This is a genomic window from Mesorhizobium sp. M0340 (assembly GCF_040321535.1).
In the GTDB taxonomy this organism is placed as follows: Bacteria; Pseudomonadota; Alphaproteobacteria; order Rhizobiales; family Rhizobiaceae; genus Mesorhizobium.
The window spans coordinates 28562-54251 of sequence record NZ_JAMYRR010000013.1; the positions used below are offsets into that span (position 1 = coordinate 28562).

General features: G+C 63.0%; 21 protein-coding genes and 1 tRNA gene. 13 read left to right on the forward strand and 9 right to left on the reverse strand.

Going from position 1 to position 25690, the window contains the following annotated elements; all coding sequences use genetic code 11:
* Positions 1 to 5 precede the first annotated feature (5 nt).
* The 3 genes from NKI79_RS19125 to NKI79_RS19135 are packed head-to-tail and all read right to left on the reverse strand — an operon-like array spanning position 6 to position 2909.
* Positions 6 to 956 carry a dihydrodipicolinate synthase family protein gene (locus tag NKI79_RS19125; protein ID WP_352649417.1) on the reverse strand — a complete coding sequence of 317 codons (951 nt, stop codon included), beginning with the start codon at positions 954 to 956 and terminating at the stop codon, positions 6 to 8.
* Entirely contained in the window at positions 946 to 1941 is a 996-nt protein-coding gene (locus NKI79_RS19130; protein WP_352480013.1) for a Gfo/Idh/MocA family protein, read from the reverse strand. Before NKI79_RS19130 ends, NKI79_RS19125 begins: the two co-directional genes overlap by 11 nt.
* Positions 1938 to 2909: a Gfo/Idh/MocA family protein gene (locus NKI79_RS19135; protein WP_352480014.1), complete on the reverse strand. Its 972-nt coding sequence runs from the start codon at positions 2907 to 2909 to the stop codon at positions 1938 to 1940. Before NKI79_RS19135 ends, NKI79_RS19130 begins: the two co-directional genes overlap by 4 nt.
* A gap of 100 nt (positions 2910 to 3009) precedes the next feature.
* Here NKI79_RS19135 and NKI79_RS19140 point away from each other — a divergent pair, with 100 nt between their 5' ends.
* From NKI79_RS19140 to NKI79_RS19170, 7 genes are all read left to right on the forward strand, one after another.
* Positions 3010 to 3723 (forward strand): FadR/GntR family transcriptional regulator, encoded by a 714-nt coding sequence (locus NKI79_RS19140; protein WP_352803437.1) that lies wholly within the window; start codon positions 3010 to 3012, stop codon positions 3721 to 3723.
* A gap of 20 nt (positions 3724 to 3743) precedes the next feature.
* Positions 3744 to 5324, forward strand: a complete 1581-nt coding sequence (locus tag NKI79_RS19145) for an ABC transporter substrate-binding protein (protein ID WP_352803439.1) — start codon at positions 3744 to 3746, stop codon at positions 5322 to 5324.
* 65 nt (positions 5325 to 5389) lie between these two features.
* A complete protein-coding gene (locus tag NKI79_RS19150; protein ID WP_352803440.1) occupies positions 5390 to 6349 on the forward strand; it encodes an ABC transporter permease in 960 nt (319 codons plus the stop codon).
* Positions 6349 to 7251: an ABC transporter permease gene (locus tag NKI79_RS19155; RefSeq protein ID WP_352480018.1), complete on the forward strand. Its 903-nt coding sequence runs from the start codon at positions 6349 to 6351 to the stop codon at positions 7249 to 7251. The genes NKI79_RS19150 and NKI79_RS19155 overlap by 1 nt, the downstream gene beginning before the upstream one ends.
* Before the next feature lie 18 nt (positions 7252 to 7269).
* Positions 7270 to 8187 (forward strand): dihydrodipicolinate synthase family protein, encoded by a 918-nt coding sequence (locus tag NKI79_RS19160; RefSeq protein ID WP_352480019.1) that lies wholly within the window; start codon positions 7270 to 7272, stop codon positions 8185 to 8187.
* Complete coding sequence (locus NKI79_RS19165) at positions 8184 to 9194, forward strand: ABC transporter ATP-binding protein (protein WP_352803621.1); 1011 nt, start codon at positions 8184 to 8186, stop codon at positions 9192 to 9194. The genes NKI79_RS19160 and NKI79_RS19165 overlap by 4 nt, the downstream gene beginning before the upstream one ends.
* Positions 9194 to 10162 carry an ABC transporter ATP-binding protein gene (locus NKI79_RS19170; protein ID WP_352803442.1) on the forward strand — a complete coding sequence of 323 codons (969 nt, stop codon included), beginning with the start codon at positions 9194 to 9196 and terminating at the stop codon, positions 10160 to 10162. Before NKI79_RS19165 ends, NKI79_RS19170 begins: the two co-directional genes overlap by 1 nt.
* Before the next feature lie 254 nt (positions 10163 to 10416).
* Here NKI79_RS19170 and NKI79_RS19175 read toward each other — a convergent pair whose 3' ends face one another.
* On the reverse strand, positions 10417 to 10737 hold the full coding sequence (locus NKI79_RS19175; RefSeq protein ID WP_352509085.1) for a DUF167 family protein: 321 nt from the start codon (positions 10735 to 10737) through the stop codon (positions 10417 to 10419).
* A 13-nt stretch (positions 10738 to 10750) separates the two neighbouring features.
* A complete protein-coding gene (locus NKI79_RS19180; protein ID WP_023678162.1) occupies positions 10751 to 11041 on the reverse strand; it encodes a YggT family protein in 291 nt (96 codons plus the stop codon).
* A gap of 164 nt (positions 11042 to 11205) precedes the next feature.
* Here NKI79_RS19180 and NKI79_RS19185 point away from each other — a divergent pair.
* The 4 genes from NKI79_RS19185 to NKI79_RS19200 all read left to right on the forward strand — a co-directional run bounded on the left by NKI79_RS19185 (position 11206) and on the right by NKI79_RS19200 (position 16867).
* Positions 11206 to 11281: transfer RNA gene (locus tag NKI79_RS19185), tRNA-Ala, on the forward strand.
* 233 nt (positions 11282 to 11514) lie between these two features.
* Positions 11515 to 11973, forward strand: coding sequence for a hypothetical protein (locus tag NKI79_RS19190; protein ID WP_352480022.1), 459 nt, complete (start codon positions 11515 to 11517; stop codon positions 11971 to 11973).
* Between the two features lie 120 nt (positions 11974 to 12093).
* Positions 12094 to 15306 (forward strand): AfsR/SARP family transcriptional regulator, encoded by a 3213-nt coding sequence (locus tag NKI79_RS19195; RefSeq protein WP_352509084.1) that lies wholly within the window; start codon positions 12094 to 12096, stop codon positions 15304 to 15306.
* Between the two features lie 223 nt (positions 15307 to 15529).
* The gene (locus NKI79_RS19200; RefSeq protein WP_352803444.1) at positions 15530 to 16867 is read left to right on the forward strand and encodes an LGFP repeat-containing protein; all 1338 of its coding nucleotides are present in this window, start codon (positions 15530 to 15532) and stop codon (positions 16865 to 16867) included.
* A gap of 297 nt (positions 16868 to 17164) precedes the next feature.
* Here the strand turns inward: NKI79_RS19200 and NKI79_RS19205 are convergent, their stop codons facing one another.
* The 4 genes from NKI79_RS19205 to NKI79_RS19220 form a co-directional block, all read right to left on the reverse strand.
* On the reverse strand, positions 17165 to 19219 hold the full coding sequence (locus tag NKI79_RS19205; protein ID WP_352803623.1) for a M3 family metallopeptidase: 2055 nt from the start codon (positions 19217 to 19219) through the stop codon (positions 17165 to 17167).
* 90 nt (positions 19220 to 19309) lie between these two features.
* The gene (locus NKI79_RS19210; protein WP_352803624.1) at positions 19310 to 19717 is read right to left on the reverse strand and encodes a nuclear transport factor 2 family protein; all 408 of its coding nucleotides are present in this window, start codon (positions 19715 to 19717) and stop codon (positions 19310 to 19312) included.
* A gap of 15 nt (positions 19718 to 19732) precedes the next feature.
* On the reverse strand, positions 19733 to 20377 hold the full coding sequence (locus NKI79_RS19215) for a carbonic anhydrase (RefSeq protein WP_352480025.1): 645 nt from the start codon (positions 20375 to 20377) through the stop codon (positions 19733 to 19735).
* 210 nt (positions 20378 to 20587) lie between these two features.
* Positions 20588 to 21124, reverse strand: a complete 537-nt coding sequence (locus tag NKI79_RS19220) for a TetR/AcrR family transcriptional regulator (protein ID WP_352803446.1) — start codon at positions 21122 to 21124, stop codon at positions 20588 to 20590.
* 150 nt (positions 21125 to 21274) lie between these two features.
* On the opposite strand from NKI79_RS19220, the gene NKI79_RS19225 reads away from it, so the two are divergent.
* Positions 21275 to 22552 carry an efflux RND transporter periplasmic adaptor subunit gene (locus NKI79_RS19225; protein WP_502894189.1) on the forward strand — a complete coding sequence of 426 codons (1278 nt, stop codon included), beginning with the start codon at positions 21275 to 21277 and terminating at the stop codon, positions 22550 to 22552.
* Complete coding sequence (locus tag NKI79_RS19230; protein ID WP_352690248.1) at positions 22549 to 25632, forward strand: efflux RND transporter permease subunit; 3084 nt, start codon at positions 22549 to 22551, stop codon at positions 25630 to 25632. The genes NKI79_RS19225 and NKI79_RS19230 overlap by 4 nt, the downstream gene beginning before the upstream one ends.
* Positions 25633 to 25690: the final 58 nt, after the last annotated feature.

The following is a 25690-nucleotide window of genomic DNA, read 5'->3' on the forward strand; positions in this document are numbered from 1 at the left end:
CGGCGCTACTGCCATTCCGGGAAAGTCGCGTGAGCGGCCTTGGCCAAGGTCGGGATTTCCTCATCGGGAACGGAGCTGTAGGGCCAGAGCAATCGCGGCCCGAGCGGCGCCCAGCCGCCGGCCGCCGCCATCGCCTTGTCGAGTGCTGCATCGCCGACATCGTAACGGGTGCGAAACGGTAGAACATGTGCGGCGAGGAAGGCCCGTATGCGGGCCTCAACCTCGGCAGCTGCGACCCTGTCGGTGCGGATCATGTGCCACCACTGCACCGCGCCCTTCGGGTTGAGGCAGGCAATGTTGGAATAGCTGCCGTGAGCCCCTCCGGCATACCCTGTCGCCAGCGTGTGGCCGGGAACGAAGACCGAGAATCCGTCAAGTTTGTGGCGCATATCGGCATACCAGCCGGCGTCGCCGCCCGGCAGCTTGGCGCCGACCAGCGATGGCACGGCCGCACGCAGCCTGGCGATGCCGTCGAGCGTCAGGCGGCGCTTAGCGTGCGGCGGGTTGTAGAGCACCAGCGGCGTTTCGGGCGCGGCCTCGCAGAGGCCGCCGACAAAACGCATGATCTCGTCGTCACTGGGCGGCCACCAGTCGGGCAAGGTGAATTGAGCCGCCGTCGGGCGAAGTGCGGCGACCCGCGTCAGCCGCTCCAGCGCGACGCGCGGATTGGACTGGCTGATACCGATCTGGAAAGGAAGGCGCGCGCGGCCGGCTGTTTCGGCAACCAGCTCACAAAGCCGGTCGAATTCGGGCTCGGTCTGGCAATGGAATTCGCAGGCTGTGCCATTGGAATAGACGCCGTCGACACCCGATGCGCAGAGCCGGGCGATCGTCTCTTTCGTCGCCTGCCAGTCGATCGCTCCGCGATCATCAATGGCCAGCATCACGGCGCCCCAGACGCCGCGCGGCGCGTGTGCGGGCAAGCGGGCCAGGTGGTCGTTAAGATCAGCGTCCACCGGCGATCTCGTGTTCGCGGAGGGTTTCGTTCGAGGCAAAGGCGGCCTCGATGATGGCGATCATCTTGCGCCCATAGGCGCCGTCGACCGGCACCGGCGTGTCGTCGGCAATGGCATCGCGCATCGCGCGCCATTCGCGCACCAGCGCGTTATGCATCCAGTTCGGCTCAAAGGAACCGGGCAGCTCGGTCGAGACCGTATCGCGGCCAAGCATCGTGCCGCGGTCCATGTCGATGCGCAGCGTTCCCTGCTCGCAGATAAGGTCCATGGCGTAGGTCGTAGCGCCGGTGCGGTACCCGACGCTCTGCACCTGGCCGATGCCGCCGCCGGCGAAGCGCAGTCCGAGCAAGGCGGTGTCGTCTGCTTCCTGGTCATGGAACTTGGCGCCGAGCATGCCGCTTACCGACACGACATCGTCATCCATCAGCCAGACGAGGCGGTCGAGCGCGTGGATGCCGGCAGTCAATAGCATGCCGCCGCCGCTCGCCTTGCGCAGATGCCAGTCGCGGCGATTGTGCTCCATCCAGAGCTTGATGATCCAGCTCGATCCGATGAGCGGCCGGCCGAGCACTCCTTCCTCCAGCACCTGCTTGGCCGCCATGCAGGGCAGGGCGAAATGCATGAGGTGGGCGACCATCAGCTTGACGCCGCTCTCGGCCACGGCGGCATTGATCGCATCGCAGGCGGCCGCCGTCGGCGCCATCGGCTTTTCGAGCAGGATGTGCTTGCCGGCCTCTGCCGCGCCGATGGCCATTTCGGCGTGGAGGTGATGCGGGCTGGCAATGAGGACCGCGTCGACCTCCTTGTCGTCCAGCAGCCGACGCCAGTCGGTGTAGCCGCTGCCGCCATATTCGGCGGTGAATTGCTGCAGTGCATCGGCGTTTCCACGAGAGGCGGCGGCGAGGCGAATGCCTCCAACCTCGCGGATTGCCCGCGCATGGGCTGCGCCGAAATCGCCGGCGCCGATAATTCCTATTCCAATCATGGTCCTGCCTTTTCATAAGCGGCGTCGATCAGCGACATCGCCGCAACATAATCCTCGATGGACACCGACGGAGGCGCCTTTCTGGCCAGCCGGTCAAGCGTGTCGCGCATGCACAGACGGTAGCGGGTTGCCGGCAATTCGACCGGCAGATCGACGATTGCCGCATCGTCGAGCGTGGCGCAGTTGGCACGATCACCGTGGTCGACCAGGGTCGCATTGGCAGCGACGATGCGCCATTCGAAGTCGCCACCGGGGCGCATCGAGGCAAAGGTGTAGCCAGCCTCGACGATGAACAGCGCGCCGGCCTCGTCTTCCAGCACCAGCAGCGCATGATCCTCGACCGGGCCCGGATGGATGCGGTTCGCGATCGAAACGGTCTTCAGGCCAAGCCTGCCGGTTGCGAGGCTGAGTGCAGCATCCACGCCGTGTATGCCGAGATTCCGCAACGCACCTCCACCACCAACCGCCGGGTCGACGACCCAGGCGACACCGTCGGCGATGTAGCGCCCAGGCGGGCCATTGACCAGCCGGAACTGGCAATGCGCCACCACACCGGCACGGCCCTGCCGGTGCAGCCGCTCAAAGGCGGCAACGGCCGGCCCGAAACGATTGGGCAGGGGCACAGCGACAAAGGCCTGGTGCTGTCGGGCGAGGTCGCGCAGCGCCATCAGTTCCCTCGTATGGCTGGCCGCCGGCTTCTCCAGGATCAGCGGTATCCCTGCCCCGATGATCGCACGTACCCGCGCCGGCACCGTCGAAGGGTGCCCCATCAACAGGATCACGTCCGGCGGGCTGGAGAGTATCTCCGTGAAATCTTCAATAAACGGCAGGTCGTGGTGCGCGGCGAACGCATGCGCTTGGCCAGGATTCTCATCCCAGATACCGGCGATCTCCGCACCGTAAAAGCGTGCGGCGTCGAGGTGCATTTCGGCGTGCCAGTGGCTCGAGCCGGCGAGGATTATCTTCATTCGGGAGCAACATGTTTGCTATGGGCTTGCAGGATATCCTACAAGTAGCTATACGACAAGCAGCGGGCAGGGTAGTCCAGCGGATGATGAAAGCAGTGGGATGGCGGAACCGAAGTCGATCGAACCGTTGAGCAGGCCGCCGCTCCTTCACGTCACCGTGCAGGAAAGCCTCAGGGCCTATATCGAAAGCAACCAGCTCAAGGCCGGCGATCCCTTGCCGCCGGAGACGTTCCTGGCGCAGCGGCTCGGCGTCGGCCGCAACTCCGTGCGGGAGGCCATCAAGGCGCTGGAATCGATCGGCATCCTGGAGACGCGACGCGGCATCGGCGTGTTCGTCAAGGAGTTCTCGTTCAAGCCGCTGCTGGACAACCTGGCCTACGGTTTGCAGGATTCGCTCCGCGACGTCGAAGAGCTGCGCGAAATCCGTCGCGTGCTGGAAACCGGCCTCATCGCCAAGACAATCGAGATGATCAGCGCCGACGACATCGAGGCGCTGCGCCAGTTGACCGAGCGCATGCGGCAACGTGCCCAGCGCCATGAGAGCTTCGCCGAAGAGGACCAGCAATTCCATCAGCTGCTGTTCCGCTGCCAGAACAATCGCATGCTGAGCGCGCTGATCGACATCTTCTGGATGGCGTTCAACAAGGCCTCGAATTTCGCCAATCTCGATAATCCGACGCCGCTGGCGACATGGCGCGACCATCACGAGATCGTCGAGGCCGTCGCCGCCAAGGATGTCGACCAGGCGCGTCGGCGGCTCGACGACCATTACCGGGGAATCCAGCAGGTTATCGCCAAGAACCGAACACCCTGAACATGCCAAGGGAGGAAACCATGCGCATCAGGACCACCGCATTCTCTATCGCAGGGCTGCTGCTCGCCAGCATTGCCCCAGTGACCAGCGTCCAGGCACAAAACGCCAAAACCATCGCCGGCGGCTTCGACGTCGGTCCCGGCGGCTTTCCCAAGAACTTCAACCCGCTGGCCGCGACCGGCGGCTACACCTGGCTCAGCACCTATTTTGAACCGCTGGTCATCTACAATGCCGGGCTGACCGAGATCGAAGGCGACCTCGCCAAGGACTACAAGATCAGCGACGACCAGCTGAGCTATACGTTCAACCTGGTCAACGAGACTTGGCACGACGGCAAGCCGTTCACCTCGAAGGACGTCAAGTTCACGCTCGAGCTTGCCAAGAACAAGGCCTCCGGCAGCCTGTTTGCCGCCCGCCTCGCCGACATCGCCTCGGTCGATGCCCCGGATGACCACACCGCAGTGGTGAAGCTATCGAAACCGAACGGATCGTTTCTATCGATCCTCTCGCAGCTGATGATCCTGCCGGAGCATGCCCTGGCCACCCTGTCGCCGGAAGCGCTGGCTACCAGCACCTGGTGGTCGACCTCTCCGGTCGGCACCGGCCCGTTCAAGTTCAAACGCTACGTGAGCGACCAATATGTCGAGCTGGCAGCCGACGACGACTATCGCAGCGGCAAGCCGAAGGTAGACGTGCTCATCAACCGCTATTTCGAGTCACCGGCGGCGGCCGTCGCCGCGCTCCGTGCCGGCGAAATCCAGTTCACCTATGTCGAGCCCGACGATGCGGCCTCCTTCAAAAGTGACAGCAATTTCAAAGTGATCGAAGGTGCCTCCTACGTGGTCAACTATATCGGCCTGAATCAGAAGGTCGACCTGTTCAGGGATATCCGTGTCCGCCAGGCGATCATGTACGCGATCGACCGCAACGCCATCATAGACAGCCTCTATGGCGGTGCCGCCAAGCCGGCCAATTGCGGCTATGTCGCGCCGCATCTCGTTCCCCAGGGTCTCGAACCATATGCCTACGATCCGGCCAAGGCCAAGGCGCTGCTGACCGAGGCGGGCTGGGACAAGATCAACGGCGACAAACCGATCACTCTGCTGACCTATTACGGCTCGCCGCAAGCGGCCAACGTGATGGCCGCCATCCAGTCGATGCTGGCCGAAGTCGGCATCAACGTGGTGCCGCGCGTCGTCGATACGCCGACCTATAACGGCATCGTCTACAAACAAGGCACGCCGGACTGGAACGCCTTTCCGATGGTCTATGCCGGCCTGCAGAACGGCCCCAATCCGGCCAGCCTCAACCCCGGCCTCAACAAGTCGCAGATCCCGCCGGCAGGCTTCAACACCATGCGCATCGAATTCGACGATCTGAGCGCTGCATTGGACGCCGCCCTCGGCCAGACCGATCCGGCCAAGATCGACCAATCCTGGCAGGAGGTCTGCAAGGTGATGAACAAGGACCTGCCCTGGGCAACGCTGTGGGTGGCCAACCGCTATGGCGTGGCCTCCAACAAGCTGCGTGACTTCGTCTGGACGCCGGCGCCGGGCGGCGGCCCCTACGCAGCTCACCCGGAGCGCTGGGATATCCAGTAAGAACCCCGCAACGAAGCGAGCAGGCGGACCACTTTGGCGCCGCCTGCCACCGCCACGGATAGCCCATGTTGAGCTTCATTGCCCGCCGCAGCGCTACAGGATTGCTGATGCTGGTCGCGCTCAGCGTCCTCATCTTCATCCTGTTGCGGCTGGCGCCGGGCGATCCGATCGACGCCTATATCAACCCGTCGGTGCCGATGTCCGCCTCCGATCTCGAGGGGCTGCGCGAACGGCTTGGGCTCGACCGGCCGCTTCCCGTGCAATATCTGGCCTGGCTGCGCGCGGCGCTGGGCGGCGACTTCGGCTTTTCGATCCAGCGCAGCGGCGTCGCCGTGCTGCCGCTGGTCATGGAGCGCATCGGCCCGACCGCGCTGCTGATGGGCACGGGCCTGGCGATCGCCATCGTGCTCGGCATTTCCGCCGGCATTTTTAGCGCGGTGCGCCGTAACGAACCGTCCGACATCGCGCTGTCGGTGCTGTCGTTTATCGGTATCTCCAGCCCGGCTTTTCTGACGGCGCTGCTTGGCCTCTATTTTTTCTCGGTGCTGCTGCGCTGGGCGCCGTCCGGCGGCATGCAGACCGCGGGTGCGTCGTTCTCGATGACCGACGTGCTTGCGCACCTCATCCTGCCCGCTTGCCTGCTGTCCATCGGCCATGCCGCGCTGATCATGCGCTACATGCGCGCTTCGCTGCTGGAAGTGCTCAACCAGGATTACGTGCGGACGGCGCGTGCCAAGGGCGTGCGCGAGTTCTGGATTATCATCAAGCACGCGACCCGCAACGCGCTCTTGCCGGTCATCACGCTGATCGGCTCGACGATCGGCATCGCCATCGGCGGCGCCATCTTCCTGGAAAGCGTGTTCAATTGGCCGGGCATGGGACTGCTTCTGGTCAATGCCGTTGGCACCCGCGATTACCCGGTGATCATGGGCGCCACGCTGGTGATCGGCGTTTGCGTCATCCTGGTCAACCTGTTGACCGACGTCGTCTATGCCGTCGTCGACCCGCGCATTCAGGTGGCGTGATGGCAATCACTGCGCCGGACCCAACGGTCGACCCGACAGCCTTACCGCACACCAAGGGGCCGCTCCGCCGCGCGTTCGACCGCTTTTTCGAAAACCGCGCGGCGCGTGCCGGGCTTTTGATCGTCATCCCGATCCTGCTGGCGGTTTCGACCTATTCTTTGTGGTGGCCGTTCGGCCCGAACGCCATCGACCTCAGGGCGATGAACAAGGCGCCGTCGGCCATTCATTGGCTGGGTAGCGACGGCGTCGGGCGCGACGTCATGGCCCGGTTGCTGCAAGGTGGGCGGATCTCATTGCTGGTCGCCGTCTGCTCGGTCGCCATATCGACCGTCATCGGCTTCCTGGTCGGCGCCGTCGCCAGCTTTGGCGGGCGCCTCGTCGACGGCACGGTGATGCGCTTGGTCGATCTGGCGATGACGCTGCCGCCGGTGATCTTCCTGCTGGTGCTGGCTTCGATAGCCGGCACCGGCATCGCGCCCACCATACTGGTGATCTCGCTGCTCTCCTGGCCGGTTCTGTCGCGCATGGTGCGCGCCCGGCTGCTCGAACTGCGCGAGCGCGATTTCGTCGTTGCCGCCCGCGGCATGGGCGCGGGGCTGCCGCATCTGCTGTTCCGGCACGGCCTGCCCAATTGCATCGATATCCTGGTCGTCTATGCCACCTTGCAGATCGCCAACGCCATCCTGCTCGAGGCCGGCCTGTCCTTCCTCGGCCTCGGCATCGCGCCGCCCGAAGCCAGCTGGGGCAACATGCTCAATCTCGCCCGCTCCACCGTCGTGCTTGAAAATTATCCGTGGCAATGGATGTTCCCAGGCGCCGCACTGGTGCTCACCGTGCTCGCCATCAACTTCATCGGCGACGGCCTGCGCGACGCATTCGATCCCCGCTCCGATCTCAACTGACCTCGAAGGTTCATCAAAATGCCCCTGTTTACCGGCGTCGTCCCACCTGTCGTCACCCCGCTCAATGCCGATTTCAGCGTCGATTTCCCGTCGTTCACGCGCACCATCGAGAATCTGCTCGACGGCGGCGTCCACGGGTTGTTCGTGCTGGGCTCGACCAGCGAGGTGGTCTTCCACGACGAGGCAGGCCGCAGGGCCATCCTCGAGCACGCGGTCAAGGTCAATAACGGCCGGGTTCCGATCTTCGCCGGTGTTATCGACCCGACGACCGACCGCGTCATCAACCACGCCCGCATCGCCAGATCGGCCGGTGCCGACGCCATCGTCGTTACCGCGCCGTTTTATACCCGCACCAGCCAGCCCGAGATCGGCGATCACTTCCGCTACATCAAAGATGCGCTCGACATTCCGGTCATCGCCTACGACATCCCGGTCTGCGTGCACGTCAAGCTGGAGCGCAAGACCACGGTCGGTCTCGCCAGGGAAGGAGCCATTGCGGGTATCAAGGATTCCAGCGGCGATGACGGCAATCTGCGTTACGTGCTCAAGGACATGGCCGACGATCCCAGTTTTTTCGGCATGACCGGTTCCGAGATCCTGGTCGACAGCGTGCTGGCGATGGGTGCGCATGGCGTCGTGCCGGGCCTCGCCAATGTCGACCCGCATGGTTATGTCAGGCTATGGAAGCTGACGCAGGCGGGCCAGCTTGCCGAAGCCCGCCTGGAGCAGGAGCGGTTGTTGAAACTGTTCGAGATCGTCTGGATCTCGCTCGGCAGGACCAGCGCCGGCTCGGCCGGCGTCGGCGCCTTCAAGGCGGCGATGAAGAGCCTCGGCATCATCGCCTCGAACACCATGGCGCGGCCGCAGCGCAGCCTGAACGAGCTGGAAACCGCAAAGATCGACATGATCCTTCGCGATGTGGGGCTGCTCCGCTGAGCGCCACGCCGATCCTCTCGATTTCCGGCCTGCGCGCGGTGTTCCGCATTGCGGGGCGCGACATCGCGGCGGTAAGGGATGTCGACCTGACGATCGGCTCCGGCGAGACCGTGGCGCTCGTTGGCGAATCCGGATCGGGCAAGTCCGTCACCAGCCTGTCGATCATCGGATTGCTGCCGAAAAGGGTCGGACATATCGCCGAGGGGTCGATCGCGCTGCGGCGCAAGAACGGCACGCTCACCGAACTGACCAACCTCGATGCCGAGTCGCTGCGCAAGATACGCGGCAACGAGATCGGCATGGTGTTCCAGGAGCCGATGACCAGCCTCAACCCGGTCTACACGATCGGCGAGCAGATCGCCGAACCGATCCGCATCCATCTCGGCAAATCGCACCGCGAGGCAGAAGCAGACGCGGTGCGGCTGCTGGAACAGGTCGGCATTCCCGATCCGAAGCGGCGGGCGCGGCAGTATCCGCACGAACTGTCGGGCGGGATGCGCCAGCGCGCCACCATCGCCATGGCCCTGTCCTGCGATCCGGGCTTGCTGATCGCCGACGAGCCGACGACCGCGCTGGACGTCACTATCCAGGCCCAGATTCTCGATCTTTTGGCCGAGCTGCAGGCGCAGCGCGGCATGGGCATCCTGTTCGTCACCCACAATCTCGGCGTCGTCGCCGAAATCGCCGATCGGGTAGCGGTGATGTATGCCGGGCGTATCGTCGAAACAGGTCCGGTGAGCGAAGTGTTCACCCGTCCGCGTCATCCCTACACCGCCGGGTTGATGCGCTCGGTGCCGCGGCTCGGCCAGGCCACGGCACTGAAGCTGGCGGGCACGCCGCTGCCGACCATTGCCGGAAATGTTCCGTCGCTCGCGCTGCTGCCCAAAGGCTGTTCCTTCGCGCCGCGCTGCCCGATGGCTATCGCTGCGTGCCGCGCCGCAGTCCCGCCCCTGTTTGCGGCGACGCCGACCCAGCAAAGCCGCTGCCTGCGTTGGGAGGATCTCTGATGGCCGACGTTCCCTTCCTCTCGGTCAAAAACCTGACCAAGCATTTTGCGCCGACAGCATTCTCGCGTGCCCCGGTGGTCAGGGCGCTGGAGGACATTTCCTTCGATGTCAGGCGTGGCGAGGTGGTCGGCCTGGTCGGCGAGTCCGGCTCCGGCAAGACCACGATCGGCCGCTCGGTGCTGCGTCTGATCGAGCCGACATCCGGCCAAATCACCTATGACGGCACCGATATCACCGGGCTGGGTGCCGCCCAGTTGCGCCGCCAGCGTCGCAAGATGCAATATATTTTCCAGGATCCCTTCGCCAGCCTGTCGCCGCGCATGACGATAGGGCAGATCCTCACCGAAGGCCTGGACATTCAAGCCATTGGCAACAGGTCCGAGCGGCGGGCGAAGGCCGCGAAGGCGCTTGCCGCGGTTGAGTTGCCGTTCGACGCCTATGACCGCTACGCCCATGAATTCTCGGGCGGCCAGCGCCAGCGCATCGGCATCGCCCGGGCGCTGACGCTCGAGCCGGAATTCATCGTCGCCGACGAGCCGGTCTCGGCACTCGACGTCTCGATCCAGGCGCAAATCATCAATTTGTTGCGCGACCTGCAGCTCCGGCTCGGCCTGACCATGCTGTTCATTTCGCACGATCTGGCCGTCGTCGAGTACATCTGCGACACGGTCATCGTGCTCTATCTCGGGCGCATCATGGAGGTTGCGCCGGCGGCCGAGCTTTATGCCCGACCGCAGCATCCCTACACGCGTGCGCTGCTGTCAGCCCTTCCATCGCTCGATCCGCTGGCAAGGCACGGCCGGCAGGTGCTCAAAGGCGATATTCCCAGTCCGGCGAACCCGCCGTCGGGCTGTGTTTTCCGAACCCGTTGCCCGTTCGCGCTGGAGGCTTGCGCCGCGGCCGTGCCGCCACTGAGGGCGACAGCCGACGGCCATCTGAAGGCCTGCATTCGCGACGACATCGCTTAGGAATAATTGCCCAGACAACGGTCAAACAGGTCCCCAATCCCAGGCGTTCATCGACATCCACCGCCCGGTTTCACGAAGCTGTTATTGTCGTTCCCCGTCATTGAAACGTCAGCGATGCCGACCCATATGCACGCTGCGCCGGATGTTTCCTCCCATTCGTCCGGCGCGTTCCCCTCTGAAGGTTTTCGACCTTCACATCTGGCCGGGCTTTGCAGCCCGGCCTTTTTTCTACGGGATTAGTGAGCGAGCCGAGATCATGGCGCAGGCGTGCCCAGCGTATCGATGCGTTTCGCCAGCGCCGCGGGATCGCCAAGCACACGGACCGTCTTCAGCCGAGCGGTGCCGCCGGCGACGATCGAGACGGCCGAAGCGGCCACGCCAAGCGCCTTGGCGACCAGCCTTTCCAGCGCTCGATTGGCGGCCCCGTTTTCCGGCACGGCGCGAACGCGAGCCTTCAGATGGCTTCGCCCATCCGCGGTCGTTTCGGCCCCCTCGAGCCTGTCCATCGCTGATTTCGGCGTCAGCCGGACGAACAGGTCGATACCGTCGGCGCGCGTCCGGAACGGCGCGCGCATGGGACGCCTGCACTCAGACGACCAGCGAAAGCACGGTGGTGAGCAGGAACTGCCGGATGAAGAACAGGATCAGCAGCAGGATGATCGGCGAGATGTCGATGCCGCCGAGATCGGGCATGAAGCGGCGGATCGGCCGCAGCGCCGGTTCGGTCAGCCGATAGAGCATGTTGCTGATGGTATCGACGAACTGGTTGCGGGAGTTGACGACGTTGAAGGCGTAGAGCCAGGAAAATATCGCCGAGGCGATGATGATCCACCAGTAAAGGTCAAGCGCCATGACAATGGTCTGAATGAGGGCGATCATGCCGGTCTCCGATTGTTGCCGACATGTAGCCACTGTAGCTGAAAGCGGCAAGAGCCGCGTTCCGACGCGTGGGCGAGGCGCACGAACGGCCGAACGGCATTTCGGCAGCAAGGGCAGCCTTGACAGGAAACCGCAGCGGCCGATAAAAGCCCAATCCGCTGGACGGGGCTGTAGCTCAGCTGGGAGAGCGCGTCGTTCGCAATGACGAGGTCAGGAGTTCGATCCTCCTCAGCTCCACCAGCGGATTTTTCGAACCCCCCGTGAATGCTGAGGAACCTTTCTTGGATTCCATGGGTCCTCAGATCAAGCAACCGAATGCATCGCGAGCCTCTGCCGGCTTGGCACTGTCGTCGCCGGGTGGATTCACATCGGCGACGTAAAGGCCCTCTACACCAATAGCGTATGCGGCCTATTGCCACTGCGCCTCCTCCTTGCCAGACTTGGCCCGTCTTCAAAACCGAGGGGAATTCACCATGACCGGCACGACAAGACGTGATTTTGTAGGTCTTACAGGAGTGGCAGCGACTGCCCTGGCCGGTGCTGTTGCAACACGAGCTACCGCTGCCGAAAGTGACGTATCGCCATCGTTCGATGAGGTTCTTCAAGAGTACAATCTAAACAACACAGAAAGGACTAGATCAAAGCTGGCGATCTATGTCGTCCTTTCTCATCTGCACGCCAGCCTCGAGAAGGAATTTAGTGACCTTGGGCTAGAGCTGCCTCTAGGAAAAAAGGCGGTGCCATCGAATCTGCCGGCCAATTTCGAAGACGCGCAGGTTGCACCCCTTCCGTGGCTCTTCAAGCCCTCGGAAGTTACCGACCACGAACGAAACGGCTATGCGACGATTGCAATGCGAATGAACGCAGTGATGGCAAGACACACCGCTGACGTGAGTGTCGGGGTTTCGCATATCATGTCGCACAAGGGATAACCGCGACCTTGCCGGCGAGCACGGCACGTCAGGCGAGCACAACGCCGGCCGGCGATTTGTTGTTGCGGGCGAACCGATTACCTGTTTTCGCGAGGCGACTGCGCTGCGAGAGTCCTCACAATGGATAAATCCTTCCGGGACGCGCCGCGCGAGATAGCAAAGCTCTCGGCACCCCGGCCAGTGGGAATTGTCAGCCGTCCGCGCGTAGTGGCGCTGCTTTCGCAGGCCCTCGACAGCGGTGCATGCTGGCTGGCTGCGCCTGGTGGATACGGCAAGACCACCGCGGTGATCGACTTTCTGGAACACGGCGGGCTGGAACAAGGCGGGCCGGAGCAAAGCGAATCGGCATACAACTGGTATCGGGTCGACACCGAGGACCAGGACGTTGCGCGGCTTTTCCATTATCTGACGCTGTCGCTCGACGGCAGGCATGCCGGCATGCCGGTCTTTGGTCCGGAATATGCCGACAATTCCGACGATTTCGCGCGGCTGTTCTTCCGCACCTATTTCTCGCGGCTTGATCCGGGCACGATCCTAGTCCTCGACGATCTGCATCGTGCCGATGCACCAGGCTTTCGCCGGACGCTGGCGATCCTGTTGCGCGAACGCCCCAATACCGTCCGCTGCATCTGCACATCGCGGATGCTGCCCGAGGGCGATGTCGCCGACCTCGTGCTGTCGGGACAGTTGCCGGTCCTCAACCAAACGCTGCTGGAGTTTTCGCCTGCGGAGGCTCGCAACCTCGTCACCGCCCGCTCGCAATCGCCGTCCGAGGTCGGCGACATTTCGGAGGCGCGCGGCTGGGCGGTGGGCCTTCTCCTGCTGGCCAATGCTGGAATGTACTACCCGCTTTCGCAGACCGGCCTTGCCGGAGGCGCCGGCCTTCGGGAGATTGTCGGACGTTATTTCCTGCGCGACATCGCGCCGGAGGACCAGGATCTGCTGATCAGGCTCAACCTTCTGCCGGAGATCAGCACGGACCTTGCCGATGCGTTCCTGGGTTCGCCGCAGGCTGCCCGCCTGCTGGTGCGGCTGCAGCATCGCCAGCTGCTGATCACGCGCGACGGTCCGGGCGGCGCCGCCTTCCAGCTGCATGACTTGTTGCGCGAATACCTTGCCGGCCTACTGGACCGGCGCGTGACGGAAGCGGACCGTTCCAGGCTGCGCGAGCAGGCAGCAAAGGTCCTGCACGAGGCCGGCAAAACCGACGCGGCAATCGTGCTGGCGTTGCAGGCGGGCGCCTGGCCGCTGGCACGCCAGCTCATTCTGGAGTGCGCTAACGGCGTTCTCTCGCAAGGGCGCAGGGCCAGCTTCGTCGAATGGTGCAACAGGCTGCCCCCCGACGAGATGGACGGGTGGGTCCATTATTGGCTGGGCGTCGCCTTCGCGTCGGACGATGCGAAGGCCGAGCCGCACTTCTCCAAGGCATGGCAAGCATTCGAGAACACCGACATGCGCGGCCAATGCCTGACGGTCGCGCGGGCGGTCGTAGTCAAGACCGCCAGCTGGCGTACGCATGAGGGGCTGGCGGATTGGACGCGCCGAGCCTCACAGGTTCTTGCCAAGGGGTTGCCGGAATTGGATCCGGAGGAACTCATGATGGTCAGGCTCGGCATCCTGCGGGCCGTCGATTTCGCCGAACCTGGCGAATTCGACGCCCATGACGCGAAGCGCCTCGTGAATGATATCCAGCAGCGCCTGACACATCTGCCGATCGAGGATTCGGTCGAGTTGCGCCTGCTGGCAAGCGAAGCGCTCATCGACTACGCGACCTCGTCGGGGCAGCGCGACATTTTTGCCAATGCCGTGGACAGCGTTGCCGCCGATCTCGAACATCCGGATATCCCACCGCTGGTGCTCGGCATGTGGCTGGTGTCCTTTGGCTCGGCCAGCGGCCGTTACTTCCCCTATTCGCGGCGCGGTTTTGTCTATGCCTCGGCCGAGGATGCGTTGCGACGCGCAACGGCGATAGGCGAGCAGCACGCCTTACGGGGCGTCGAGTTCAGCGCCCTCTACCAGCTCCAATTGCTGATGAAGCTTCACAACAGGTTCTCGGAGTTCAATGCGCTGGTCTCCCGACTGGGCGAGATCGCGGACAGCAGGTTCACCACCCAGGTCGCGGTCGTCGCCGACTGCCATGCGGCGATGCACACGCGCAACGGCGACTTCGCCAAGGCCTATCTCGACTGCGATGTCTTCATGGATGCGATCGAGCGGGCGAACGAGCCGATGATCGAGCGCTGGCCGCATTACGTCACCAAATACCAGGTCCTGCTGGCCGACCGGCGTCCGGCGGAGGCGATTGCGCTACTTCAGGGGATCGCCGAAAGGCTGAGCGGCGGCCCTCGCCAGCGTGTCGAACTCAGCATTCTAGCCGCACGGGCCCTGGAGCAGAAGTGGAACGGCGGCGCGTCCTATGGCACTCGTCTGGCTGAATTCATGGCGGCATTGCGCGAGGTCAATCCCTCGGCGATCTTGCTCAACCTGCCGGACTTGCTAGCCGAGCTGATCGCCGATGCGCTGGAGCGAAAGATCGATGTCGATCTCTGCCGCCGCGTCGTTCGGGCGCGATATCTGGTCCCGCCCGCTGGTCGCCCCGCCCAGTGGCCTTGGCCGCTCAGGATACACTTGATGGGAGGCTTCCGCCTCGAGATCGATGGCGCCGAGGTCGCGCCCGGTGCCAAACCTACCCGCGCTCTCGACATATTGCGCATTATCTGCCTGTCGAGGGATCAGGTCTGTTCGGTGGAAACCCTGCAGGATTGGCTCTGGCCCGACCTCGACGGCGACCAGGCCAAAGCGGCCTTGGAGCAGGCGCTGCATCGTCTGCGCAAATTGCTCGGGCAAGGCGAACTCGTAACGCTGAGAGAAGGCCGTTTGCGGCTCGCTGCCGACAAGGTCTGGATCGATCTGCAGGATTGGGAAGACCGGCTGAAACCCGTTCTGTCGGGCCAAAGAGACAGCGCAATCGAGGAGCAGGAGATGCTGCTGGAAGGCTTTGTCGGCCCGCTTTTCTCGAATGGCCCGACGCCCGCCTGGTCGAACGCCGCGGCCGACCGGGTGCGGGACGGGTTGGTGGAGCTTGCCGTGCGGATCGCCAAACACTGGCAGAGCCGAGGCAACGCAGATCGGGCACGCCAAGCGTGCCGGCGTGCGCTCGATTTCTACCCGGAATCGGCCAAACTCCATGGCACGCTCATCCAGGAGAGCCTCTCCAGAAACGACCACGCCGGCGCCATCGAGGATTACCGGCGCTATGAACGCGCGCTCGCTTCGACCGGCGATGACGAGCCCTCGCCTTTGCTGCGTTCGCTCGTGCGCCCGTTTCTCTAGACCGGTTCATCGTTTCACGGAAACGCCGAACCGCTCTATCTCTTTATTTTTTCGCAGTTCCGGACGGAAAACCGTCCACACTTTTCCTGGAATTGCTCTGGCGCAGCTCAGAACTCTGTAAGCCGTCCGTAAGTCGCGGTCTGGGAACCTCGGCCCGTCGATCAAAACCGATCGCCGGAGGCCTGAAGCCCCCGATACCAACACTCACAGGAAGGAAAAGGTCATGCCGTATACTGCCAGAGCAACTTCGAGAGTGCGTGCCGGCACCATCCGCGCTGGAGCCACAAGACTTTCCGACCAGCTCAGGATCGGGCCTTGGTCGCTCCTCTCGCCCGAAGCTGTCATACAGCAAAAGTACAACTCCCTTGGAGGCGCCGGCTTCGCCGAGATCGAGAGGAAGGAGACTGGAAAAGCCTGGTATCTCAAGAACGGCTCATGCATTTGTTACAACGATGCCATGCACGACGCCTTTGAGATCCACGGCGACATCTACAGGAAATGGATTGCGCTTGGCGGTCTCGCGTGGGGCATTCCCTACACCGACGAAACCGGAACTCCCGACGGCGTCGGGCGATACAATCACTTCAACAACAATACCGCTTCGATCTACTGGACACCGAATACCGGTGCTCAAGCGATTTGGGGGGCAATTCGCAGCAAATGGGCAGCAATGGGCTGGGAGCGCTCGGTTCTCGGCTATCCGGTCACCGACGAAACCGGAACTCCCGACGGCGTCGGGCGCTACAACCATTTTGCCAATGCCGGCTCGATCTACTGGACACCGAACACCGGAGCCAACGTGGTGTACGGTGACATCCGCAAGAAGTGGGAAAGCCTGGGCTGGGAACAGTCATATCTGGGGTACCCAACCACCGACGAGACCGAATTTGCCGACGGTGGCCGTGCCAATCTGTTTGAAAACGGCGGCATATACTGGTGGCCCGACACCGGCGCGATCGACCTTCGAGATGTCGTCGTCCACTATACCGGCCTCCATTGCTTCGGCGAGACCGACTGGGATCAGGGGTCGAGTGCGGACGAGCCCTATGTCATCGTCAGCGTGACAACGCCGCAGATGGCCGACACCAAGCGCAGCCAGGTCTATGGCGACGTCGATGCGGGAGATACGAGACCCGACCTGATGGAGGTCTATCGAGGCAAGCCCTACGGCATCAATATCGGTACGGTGCTGATGGAAAACGATTTCGGCGATCCAAACAAGTACAAGGACGAAGTGCAGAAGGTCGTGATGGGCGTCCATACGGCGGGTACGCTGGCTTTGGGCCTCATTCCGGTGGCAGGACCTATCATTGCCGCAATAGCCGGCCCGGCCCTGGGATCCTTGATGCCATCGATCGGCGGCGCCATCAGCGATCTCTTCGATTGGGGCGATGACAGGATCGGGAGCGCGACAGTGACCATCTCCGCAAAGCAGATGGTGTTGCTCGCGGCACGTACGAACAATACCACCTTCAGCGGGATTGGGTTCAAAGTGGAAACGCCCCTGATTTCCGGCGAAGGGGCGTCCTACAAAGCCTATTTTGGCTTTGTGCCTGCCTAGTCTAGGCCAATCGCCCCGGCAAAAAAGCTTGCCGGGACAATCAACTTACCAGCCCCGCCTTCCGTTGGCGGGGCTGACGTTCGCGACTGAGAGATTTATTTCCGTAGCGGTCGTCACAAGGCGGTCCGGATGCGCCAGCGGCCGATCAGCATAGCGGGCAGTCACCTCAACGACACTGCCGCAGCCAGCGAGGCCGAGCCGGGACCGACAGAACCGGATCAGGCGGCGCGCAACCCGACGCCATGACGGCCGACATCAATCAGGATAGAAGAGAACCGTGACAAGAGCGGGCACGCATCACACCAGTCCGCGCTTGGCCATCATTGCTTCCGGTGAAGGCATCTTGCCGCGGAAGGCGGTGTAGAGTTCTTCGGGATCCTTCGAGCCGCCAGCGGCGTAGATGTTCTTGCGCAGCCGCTCGGCCAGTGCCGGATTGAACGGATCGCCCGTCTCCTCGAAGGCGGCGAAGGCGTCGGCATCGAGCACTTCCGACCACATGTAGGAATAATAGCCGGCCGAATAGCCGTCGCCGGCAAAGATGTGGCCGAAATGCGGGGTGCGGTGACGCATGGCGATGGTATCGGGCATGTTAAGCCGTTCCAGCGTTTCGGCTTCGAAACGAAGCGGCTGGTCCGGTGCATCCGGCCGGGCGTGGTAAGCCATGTCGACCAACGCCGAGGCAGTGAACTCGACCGTGGCGAAGCCCGCGCCGAAGGTGCGCGCCGCCAGCATCTTGTCGACCAGCGCCTTTGGCATCGGCTTGCCGGTCTTGACATGCAGCGCATGTTTTTCCAGCACCGCCGGTACCGTCAGCCAGTGCTCGTAAAGCTGCGAAGGCAGTTCGACGAAATCGCGGCTGACCGAGGTGCCAGCGACCGACGGCCAAGTGACGTCGGTCAGCATGCCGTGCAGAGCATGACCGAATTCGTGGAACAGCGTCTTGGCTTCATCGACCGACAGCAAGGCGGCCTCGCCGGCCGGCGGCTTGGCGAAGTTCATGATGTTGTAGATGACCGGCTTCGAGCCAGGGCCAAGCCTGTAACCGGATTTCAGCGCGCTCATCCAGGCGCCGGAGCGCTTCGAAGGCCGCGCGAAATAGTCGGCGAGGAACAGGCCGCGCTCGCTGCCGTCGGCATTCTTCACCACGAAAACACGTGCGTCCGGATGCCAGGTGGCAATGCCCTTCTTTTCTTCGAAAGAAATGCCGAACAATCGTGTTGCCACGTCGAAACAGGCGTCGATGATGCGGTCTAGCTGCAGGTACGGCTTCAGCTCGGCCTCGTCGAAGGCGAATTTCTCTGCGCGCAGCTTCTCCGAATAGAAGCGCCAGTCCCAGGCGGCGAATTTCTCGTTGCTGCCGGCCTCGGCCGCCAGCCGCTGCAATTCGGCCTGGTCGCTTGCGGCCTTCTCCACCGCCTTTTCCCAGACCGGATCGAGCAGCGCGTGCACCGCCTCCGGCGTCTTGGCCATGGTATCGTCGAGCTTCAATGCGGCGTAGGAAGCATAGCCGAGCAGCTTCGCCTTCTCGGCGCGCAGGCGCAGCATGTCGCGCACCACGTCCGTATTGTCGGTGGCGCCGCCATTCTGACCACGCATGATGAAGGCGCGGAACGCCGTCTCGCGCAGGTCGCGGCGTTCTGAGAAGGTCGAGAACGGCTCGTAGATCGACCGCGACAGAGTGACGGCGTAGCGGCCCTTCTGGCCGCGCATCTCGGCGGCTTCCGCCATCGAGCTTTTCAGGAATTCCGGCAGGCCGGCAAGATCGGCCTCGTCGAGGAACAACGCCCAGTCGCGCTCGTCGGCAAGCACGTTCTGGCCGAAATTGGTGCCGAGCGACGACAATTCCTCGTTGATCGAGGCCAGCCGCTTCTTGCCTTCGGCGTCGAGCATGGCGCCGGAGCGAACGAAGTTTTTCCAGGTCTTTTCCAAGACCCGCAGCGTTTCGGCATCGAGCTTCAAAGCATCGCGGCGCTGATAGAGGTGGTCGATGCGGGCGAATAGGCGTCCGTTCATCGAGATTGCCGAGAAGTGCCGCGACATCTTCGGCGAGATGTCGCGCTCCAGCGCCTGGATCGCCTCGTTGGTGTGGGCGCCGGCGCGGCACCAGAAGATCGACGAGACATGGTCGAGAGCCTCGCCGGCAAGCTCGAGCGCGGCAAGCGTGTTTTCGATGGTCGGCGTCCCGGTGTTGCCGGCAATCGCCTCGATCTCGGCTTCATGCGCCTTCAGGGCCGCGTCGAAGACCGGAGAAAAATCGCCATCGCCGATGCGCGTGAAATCGGGCAGGCCGAGCGGCCCTTGCCATGCGGTCAGCGGATGGGCGGCGAGGTCGACGGCGGATGGCATGGGCAAACTTTCGCTGAGTGGCGGGAGGAGATGGATCGTCACCGATGTAAGGCGCCGGCCGGTTGCGCGCAACAGCGGCCCCAGTTCATGGTTCCGTCAGTAACCGTCGCAATTTTCGGCGATCGCGGCTTGCGAACTGGCGCTGATCTGGTCGTTGGCGACCGCGAAAGTCTCCTGCATCAGCATGTCGTTGCTGGGAAAATCATAGCAGGCGATCACAGTGGTGACGCCGCCCTCCGTCTTCTCGATCCGGTGGCGGATTTCGGCCCCGGCGACGGCGCCCTGCCACTCGACGATCGAGGCGATGAATTCCTGCTTGCTTTGCACGACGCCGAGGTCGTCGAGCTTGATGCGGACGTTGTCGGCGAGCAGGTCCGACAATTCGGTGCGGTCGGCGACCAGCAGTGCCGAATACCAGCGGTCTATGATCGCGCTATCGTCGGCGCCGGCAACATTTGCTGAGCACAGCAGTGCCGCCGCCGCGAACGCGAACCGAGCTCGCATCATGCCCCTCGTCTCCTACTCCGTCTCCGGCCGCTCGAAATCGCCTGTGTCCTTGTTCATCACCCAAAGCTCGCCGGTCGAAATATCGAACCAGGCACCGTGCAGCGACAGCCGCCCCTTGCCTTCGAGGATCGAAACACAAGGGAAGGTGCGCAGATTGGCTATGGAATAGCGGATCGAGATGCGCTCCAGCGCCGTCTGGCGCTCGGTCGCGGTCATGAAGGTGCTGGACGATACGGTCTCGGCCGCAGGCGCGATCAGGCTCATCCACTTGCCAATGAAATCGCCCGGCGACAAGGGTGCGGCCGTGGTGTCGAGTGCCGCGCGGATGCCGCCGCAGCGGCCGTGGCCCATCACCACGATGTTCTTGACCTTGAGGCTCTGCACGGCAAATTCGAGCGCCGCCGATGTCGAGTGGAACTGATCGTCGGGCGCATAGGGCGGCACCAGATTGCCGACATTGCGCAGCACGAACAACTCGCCGGGCCCGGCGTCGAAGATCGCTTCGGGCGCGGCCCGCGAATCGCAGCAGGCGACGATCATCGTTTCGGGTGCCTGGCCCTCCCGCGCCAGCGAGCGATAACGGCCGCTTTCGGTGAGATAGCGGCCGCTCATGAAACTGCGGTAGCCGGTGAGAAGATGCTCGGGAAGATGGGGCATGGGCAGCGGTGGGAGCCTTTCCGGGTTGAAGGCAGCTCGGGTCAATCCCGAAAGGCTCTAGCGCATCGGCCCGAAAATCGGAACCGATTTTCGGAAAGCACCGAGACGCAGGTTCAAAGCGTGGAGCCTACTCTGCCCCAAGTGGACGCACCTCGCTCCAGCCACGTCCCGACAGTCGAAGCAATTGAATCCGGCCAGCGTATTCCTAGACTATTCCGCGATCTCCAGCAGGGTCGATATCAGCAGCCGGCGCTCGTCGGCGGAAAGAATATCCGAACCGAACAGATTCATGCTGCGAAGTCCCTCGATGGCGAGATAGCAGATCAGCAGCGCCTTGAGGTTCGGCGTCTCCTCCTTCAGCCGTTCGAACACCTGCCGCCTGAACGATTTTATCGGCGTCAGGAAGTCGGGATCCTCGGCGATAGCCGAAAATATCCAGGATGCCGATGGCTTCGACTCCTCGGCATGCTCGGCCGAAAGCCTGATATAGGCGGCGAGCGGGCTCTCGCCGCTGCCGCTGTTCTTGCGGGCGGCCTCCAGCGCCTGTTGGAATGCGCTGAGATAATCCTCCACCAGCGCCTGCATCAATTTCGCCTTGGTCGGGAAATTGTAGAGAAGACCACCCTTCGACACGCCGGCACGGCTGGCAACAGCGTCCAGCGACAGGCTGCCAGGACCCGTCTCGCGCGCTACCGCGGCGGCAGCAGCGAGAATTTTTTCGCGCGAATTTGCTCTGCGGACCTTCATCAATCGTTCCCCATTCATTAGCTTAGGCGGAATTGACAAGACCGTCCAGACGGTACAGTAAGATCGCCATCATTTGAAATTGGGACCAGTCACAGGTATGTGTTCCGGTCATCCGACCGTTATGCTGGGCCATGGCCGAGGGAACTGTTCGTGATCAAGCGCTTCATCATCGCCTTCATTCTGCTCGTGCTGGTGTGCGGCGGCATCGTCGGCTTCAACCTGTTTCGCGACAATGCGATCAAACAGTTCTTCGCCACCATGAAGCCGCCGGCCGCGACCGTGTCGACAGTCATCGTCAAACCGATGTCCTGGACGCCCGGCATCGAGGCGATCGGCACTGTCAGTGCCGTGCGCGGCGTCGACCTGACGGTCGAAACTGCTGGCATCGTCAAGGACATCCTGTTCCATGCCAATCAGAAGGTCGCCGCCAACGCCGTCCTGCTGCAACTTGACGATGCCGTCGAGCGAGCCGACCTCGTCGCGTCGAAGGCGCAAGCCACCTCCGACCAGACGACGCTGATGCGCGCTCTCGAGCTGCAGAAGCGCGGGGTCGGCACCGATGCTACGCTCGACACGGCGCAGGCAGCAGCATCGGTCTCAGCCGCGCAGGTAAACAAGCTGCAAGCGGTGCTCGACCAAAAGCAGTTGACCGCCCCCTTCAAGGGTACTGTCGGTATCCCGAAAATCGACCTTGGCCAGTATCTCACACCCGGCACCGCCGTAGTGACCTTGCAGGACATGGATACGATGCGTGTCGATTTCACCGTGCCGGAGCAGCAGCTTCCGCAGCTGAAGATCGGACAGAGGGTGCGGTTGGGCGTCGGCGGCGGCGACATGCCGTTCACCGGCAGCATCCGCGGCATCGATCCGAAGATCGACCCGACCAGCCGGCTGGTGACGGTAAGGGCGGAGGTCGGCAATCCCGAAGGTAAGCTGACGCCGGGCCAGTTCGTCCAGGTGCGCGTCGAACTGCCCGAGGAGAACGACGTGCTGGCGCTGCCGCAGACGGCGCTGACCTCCAGCCTGTACGGCGACTTCGTCTTCGTGGTGCGCCCGGCCAAATCCGCCGAAGCCAACGGCGCGGCTCCCGAGGCAAAGCCGGAAGAAAAGCCGGCTGCAGATGCTGCCAAGCCGGCGGCCGAAGCACCCGCGGCAAAACCCGACGAAAAGCCGGCCGCTACCCCAGCCAAACCGGCAGCGGAAGCCAAGCCGGCAGCGGAAGAACAGAAGCCGCAGCTCGTGCTCGCCCAGGTGTTCGTCAAGCCAGGCCGCCACAACGCCGGCCTGGTCGAGATCCTGGAAGGCATCCAGCCCGGCGACGAAGTCGTTACGGCCGGCCAGAACCGGCTCTCCAACGGCATGTCCGTTGCCGTCGACAACACGATCGATCCGAGCAAGCCGGGGAACCAGCAGGCAGCCCAGCAATGAGCTTTTCCGACCTCTTCATCCGCCGCCCGGTTCTCTCGACCGTGCTTGCCTGCATGATCCTGCTTCTGGGTTTTCAGGGCATCTTCAACCTTTCGATTCGGCAGTATCCAGAGGTTGAAGAAACGGCCATCACCATCACCACGGCCTATCCCGGTGCCAGCGCCGACCTGATCCAGGGGTTCATTTCCGCGCCGATCGCGCGTGCCGTCGCTTCGACCGAAAACATCGATTATGTCACGTCGTCGAGCCGGCCGTCCTCCAGCACCGTGACGGTGCAGATGAAGCTCGGCTCCGACCCCGACGTCGCGCTGAACGAAGTCTTGTCGAAGGTTCAGAGTGTTCGCGGCGATCTGCCGGACGAAACCAAAGACCCGGTGATCGTCAAGGGCACTGGCCAGCAGTTCGCGATGATGTACATATCGATGCAGAATCCGAACATGACACCGGAACAGCTCACCGAATATATCGAGCGTGTCGTGCGGCCGCGTATCTCGACGGTCGAAGGTGTCGCCGACGTGCAGATTTTCGGCGCCGCCGAATATTCGATGCGTGTCTGGATCGACCCGATCAAACTGGCGGCGCGCGGCGTGACGGCGGCGGAAGTGCTGACCGCCATCAACGAATCGAATTTCCTCTCCGCGCCCGGCGATACCGAAAACGAATATGTGGCTTCCTCGATCACGGTTCGCTCGACCCTGCAGACGCCGGAGGCTTTCGCTGCCCTTCCGCTCCGCTCGAAAGACGGCAATGTGGTGAGGCTGCGCGACGTGGCCCGCGTCGAGCTCGCCGCGGCGAGCACCGACACCAGGGTCACGTTCAACGGCAAGCCCGGCATCTTTCTCGCCATCTTTCCGACGCCGGCCGCCAATCCACTGACCACCGCGGCGGCGATCCACAAGATTGTGCCAACGATCCAGGAGACGCTGCCGCTCGGCATGACGATCGAGATCGTCTACGACTCGACCGAGCAGATCAGCGCGTCGATCGAGGAGGTGTTCAAGACCATCGGCGAGGCGGTCGCCATCGTCATCGTCGTCATCCTGCTCTTCCTCGGCTCGTTCCGCTCGGTGCTGATGCCGATCGTGACCATTCCGCTGTCGCTGATCGGCGTCTGTTTCCTGCTGTTTTCTTTGGGTTATTCGATCAACCTTTTATCGTTGCTGGCCATGGTGCTGGCGATCGGACTGGTTGTTGACGATGCCATCGTGGTGGTGGAAAACATCCACCGCCACATGGAGGAAGACGGCTTGTCGCCGATGCAGGCGGCCTTCAACGGCATGCGGGAGATCTCGTCCGCCGTCGTCGCCATGACGATAACGCTGGCCGCGGTGTTCGCGCCGCTGGCCTTCACCGGCGGCCTGACAGGCGCACTGTTTCGCGAATTCGCGGTGACGCTTGCCGGCTCGGTGGTGCTTTCGGGTGTCGTCGCCCTAACCGTCACGCCGATGATGTCGGCACGCATCCTGAGGGCCGGGTCGCACAGCCGCTTCCAGCGCATTGTCGACAACACGTTCGGGCGCGTCGAACACGTCTACGAGCGGCTGGTCAGCGGCTCGCTGAAATATCGCCCGGTGACGCTGATGATCGTCATCGCACTGGTCGCCACGACCGGCTTCATGTTCACAAAGACCGCGAGCGAACTGGCGCCGGAAGAAGACCAGGGCTTCTTGCTGTCTATTGTGAACGCGCCGCGTTACGCGACGTCGGACTACACCGAGACCTATGTGAACCAGATTCTCGGGCTGGTGAATGATATCCCCGAAACCAGGGCACGGTTCTCCGCCGTCGCGTTCCAAGGCCCGACCAACAGCGCTTTCGTCGGCTTTGCGTTCAAGGACTGGGCCGAGCGCGCGCGCAGCTCGAAGGAACTTCAGGAAGACATCACTGCCCGCCTTGCCAAGGTGGCAGGCGTCGAGGCTTTCGTCTTCGCACCACCGACGCTGCCCGGCTCCGGCGGCGGCCTGCCAATCACGATGGTGGTGCGCTCGACCGGGGAGGCCTCCCAGGTGTACGAGGCCGCCGAGAATATCAAGAACAAGGCGCAGGCCTCCGGTCGCTTCCTCGCCGTGCAGAATTCCATGTCCTACGATGCGCCGCAAGTGACAGTGACGATCGACCGCGACCGCGCCGCGGCACTCAACCTGCCGATCGCCGAAATCGGCCGGACGCTGACCCTCTTGGTCGGTGGCGCCGAGGTGGCGCAATTCGACCGCGAATCCAACAGCTACGACATCATCCCGCAGGTGCCGCAGCAATTCCGCGACAATCCCGAAAAACTTGGGGAGTATTTCGTGCGCAGCGTCTCGGGTGAGATGGTGCCGCTCTCTGCGGTGGTGAAGATCTCGACCAACGCGTCGCCGGCGGCGATCGAGCAATTCAACCAGTTGAATTCCGCAACGATTTCCGCCTTGCCGCTTCCTGGCGTCACCACCGGCGACGGTTTGAAAGCGATCGAGGATATCGCCAAGGAGAGCCTGCCGGACACTTTCTTCATCGACTATACCGGTCAATCGCGGCAGGAGAAGGAACAGGGCTACACGATCATCATCGCCTTCGCGGCGGCAGTGCTCGTCATCTACCTGGTGCTGGCGGCGCAGTTCGAAAGCTTCCGCGATCCGTTGATCATCATGATGGCGGTGCCACTCTCGATCTTCGGCGCGATCGTGCCGCTTAATATCGGGCTCGGCACCCTCAACATCTACACCCAGGTCGGCTTGATCACCTTGATCGGCCTGATCACCAAGCACGGCATCCTTCTGGTCGAGTTCGCCAACCAGCAGCGTGAAATGCACGGCATGCGGCGGCGCGATGCGATCATCGCCTCGGCCAGGGTGCGGCTGCGGCCGATCCTGATGACGACGGCGGCGATGGCGCTAGGCGTGGTGCCGCTGATCATCTCCAGCGGCGCCGGTGCCGCGGCACGCTATTCGATGGGCCTGGTGATCTTCACCGGCATCCTGGTCGGAACCATGTTCACGCTGTTCGTGGTGCCGATGTTCTACACCTTTATCGCCAGCAAGGACCTGCCGCATCACGCCGAAAAGCCGGATCCGAAGCTGATGCCGGCGATGCCGGATTAGATTGTACTGATATTGTACAATAAAAGGCCGGATTTCCGGCCTTTTTGAGAGCGACGAG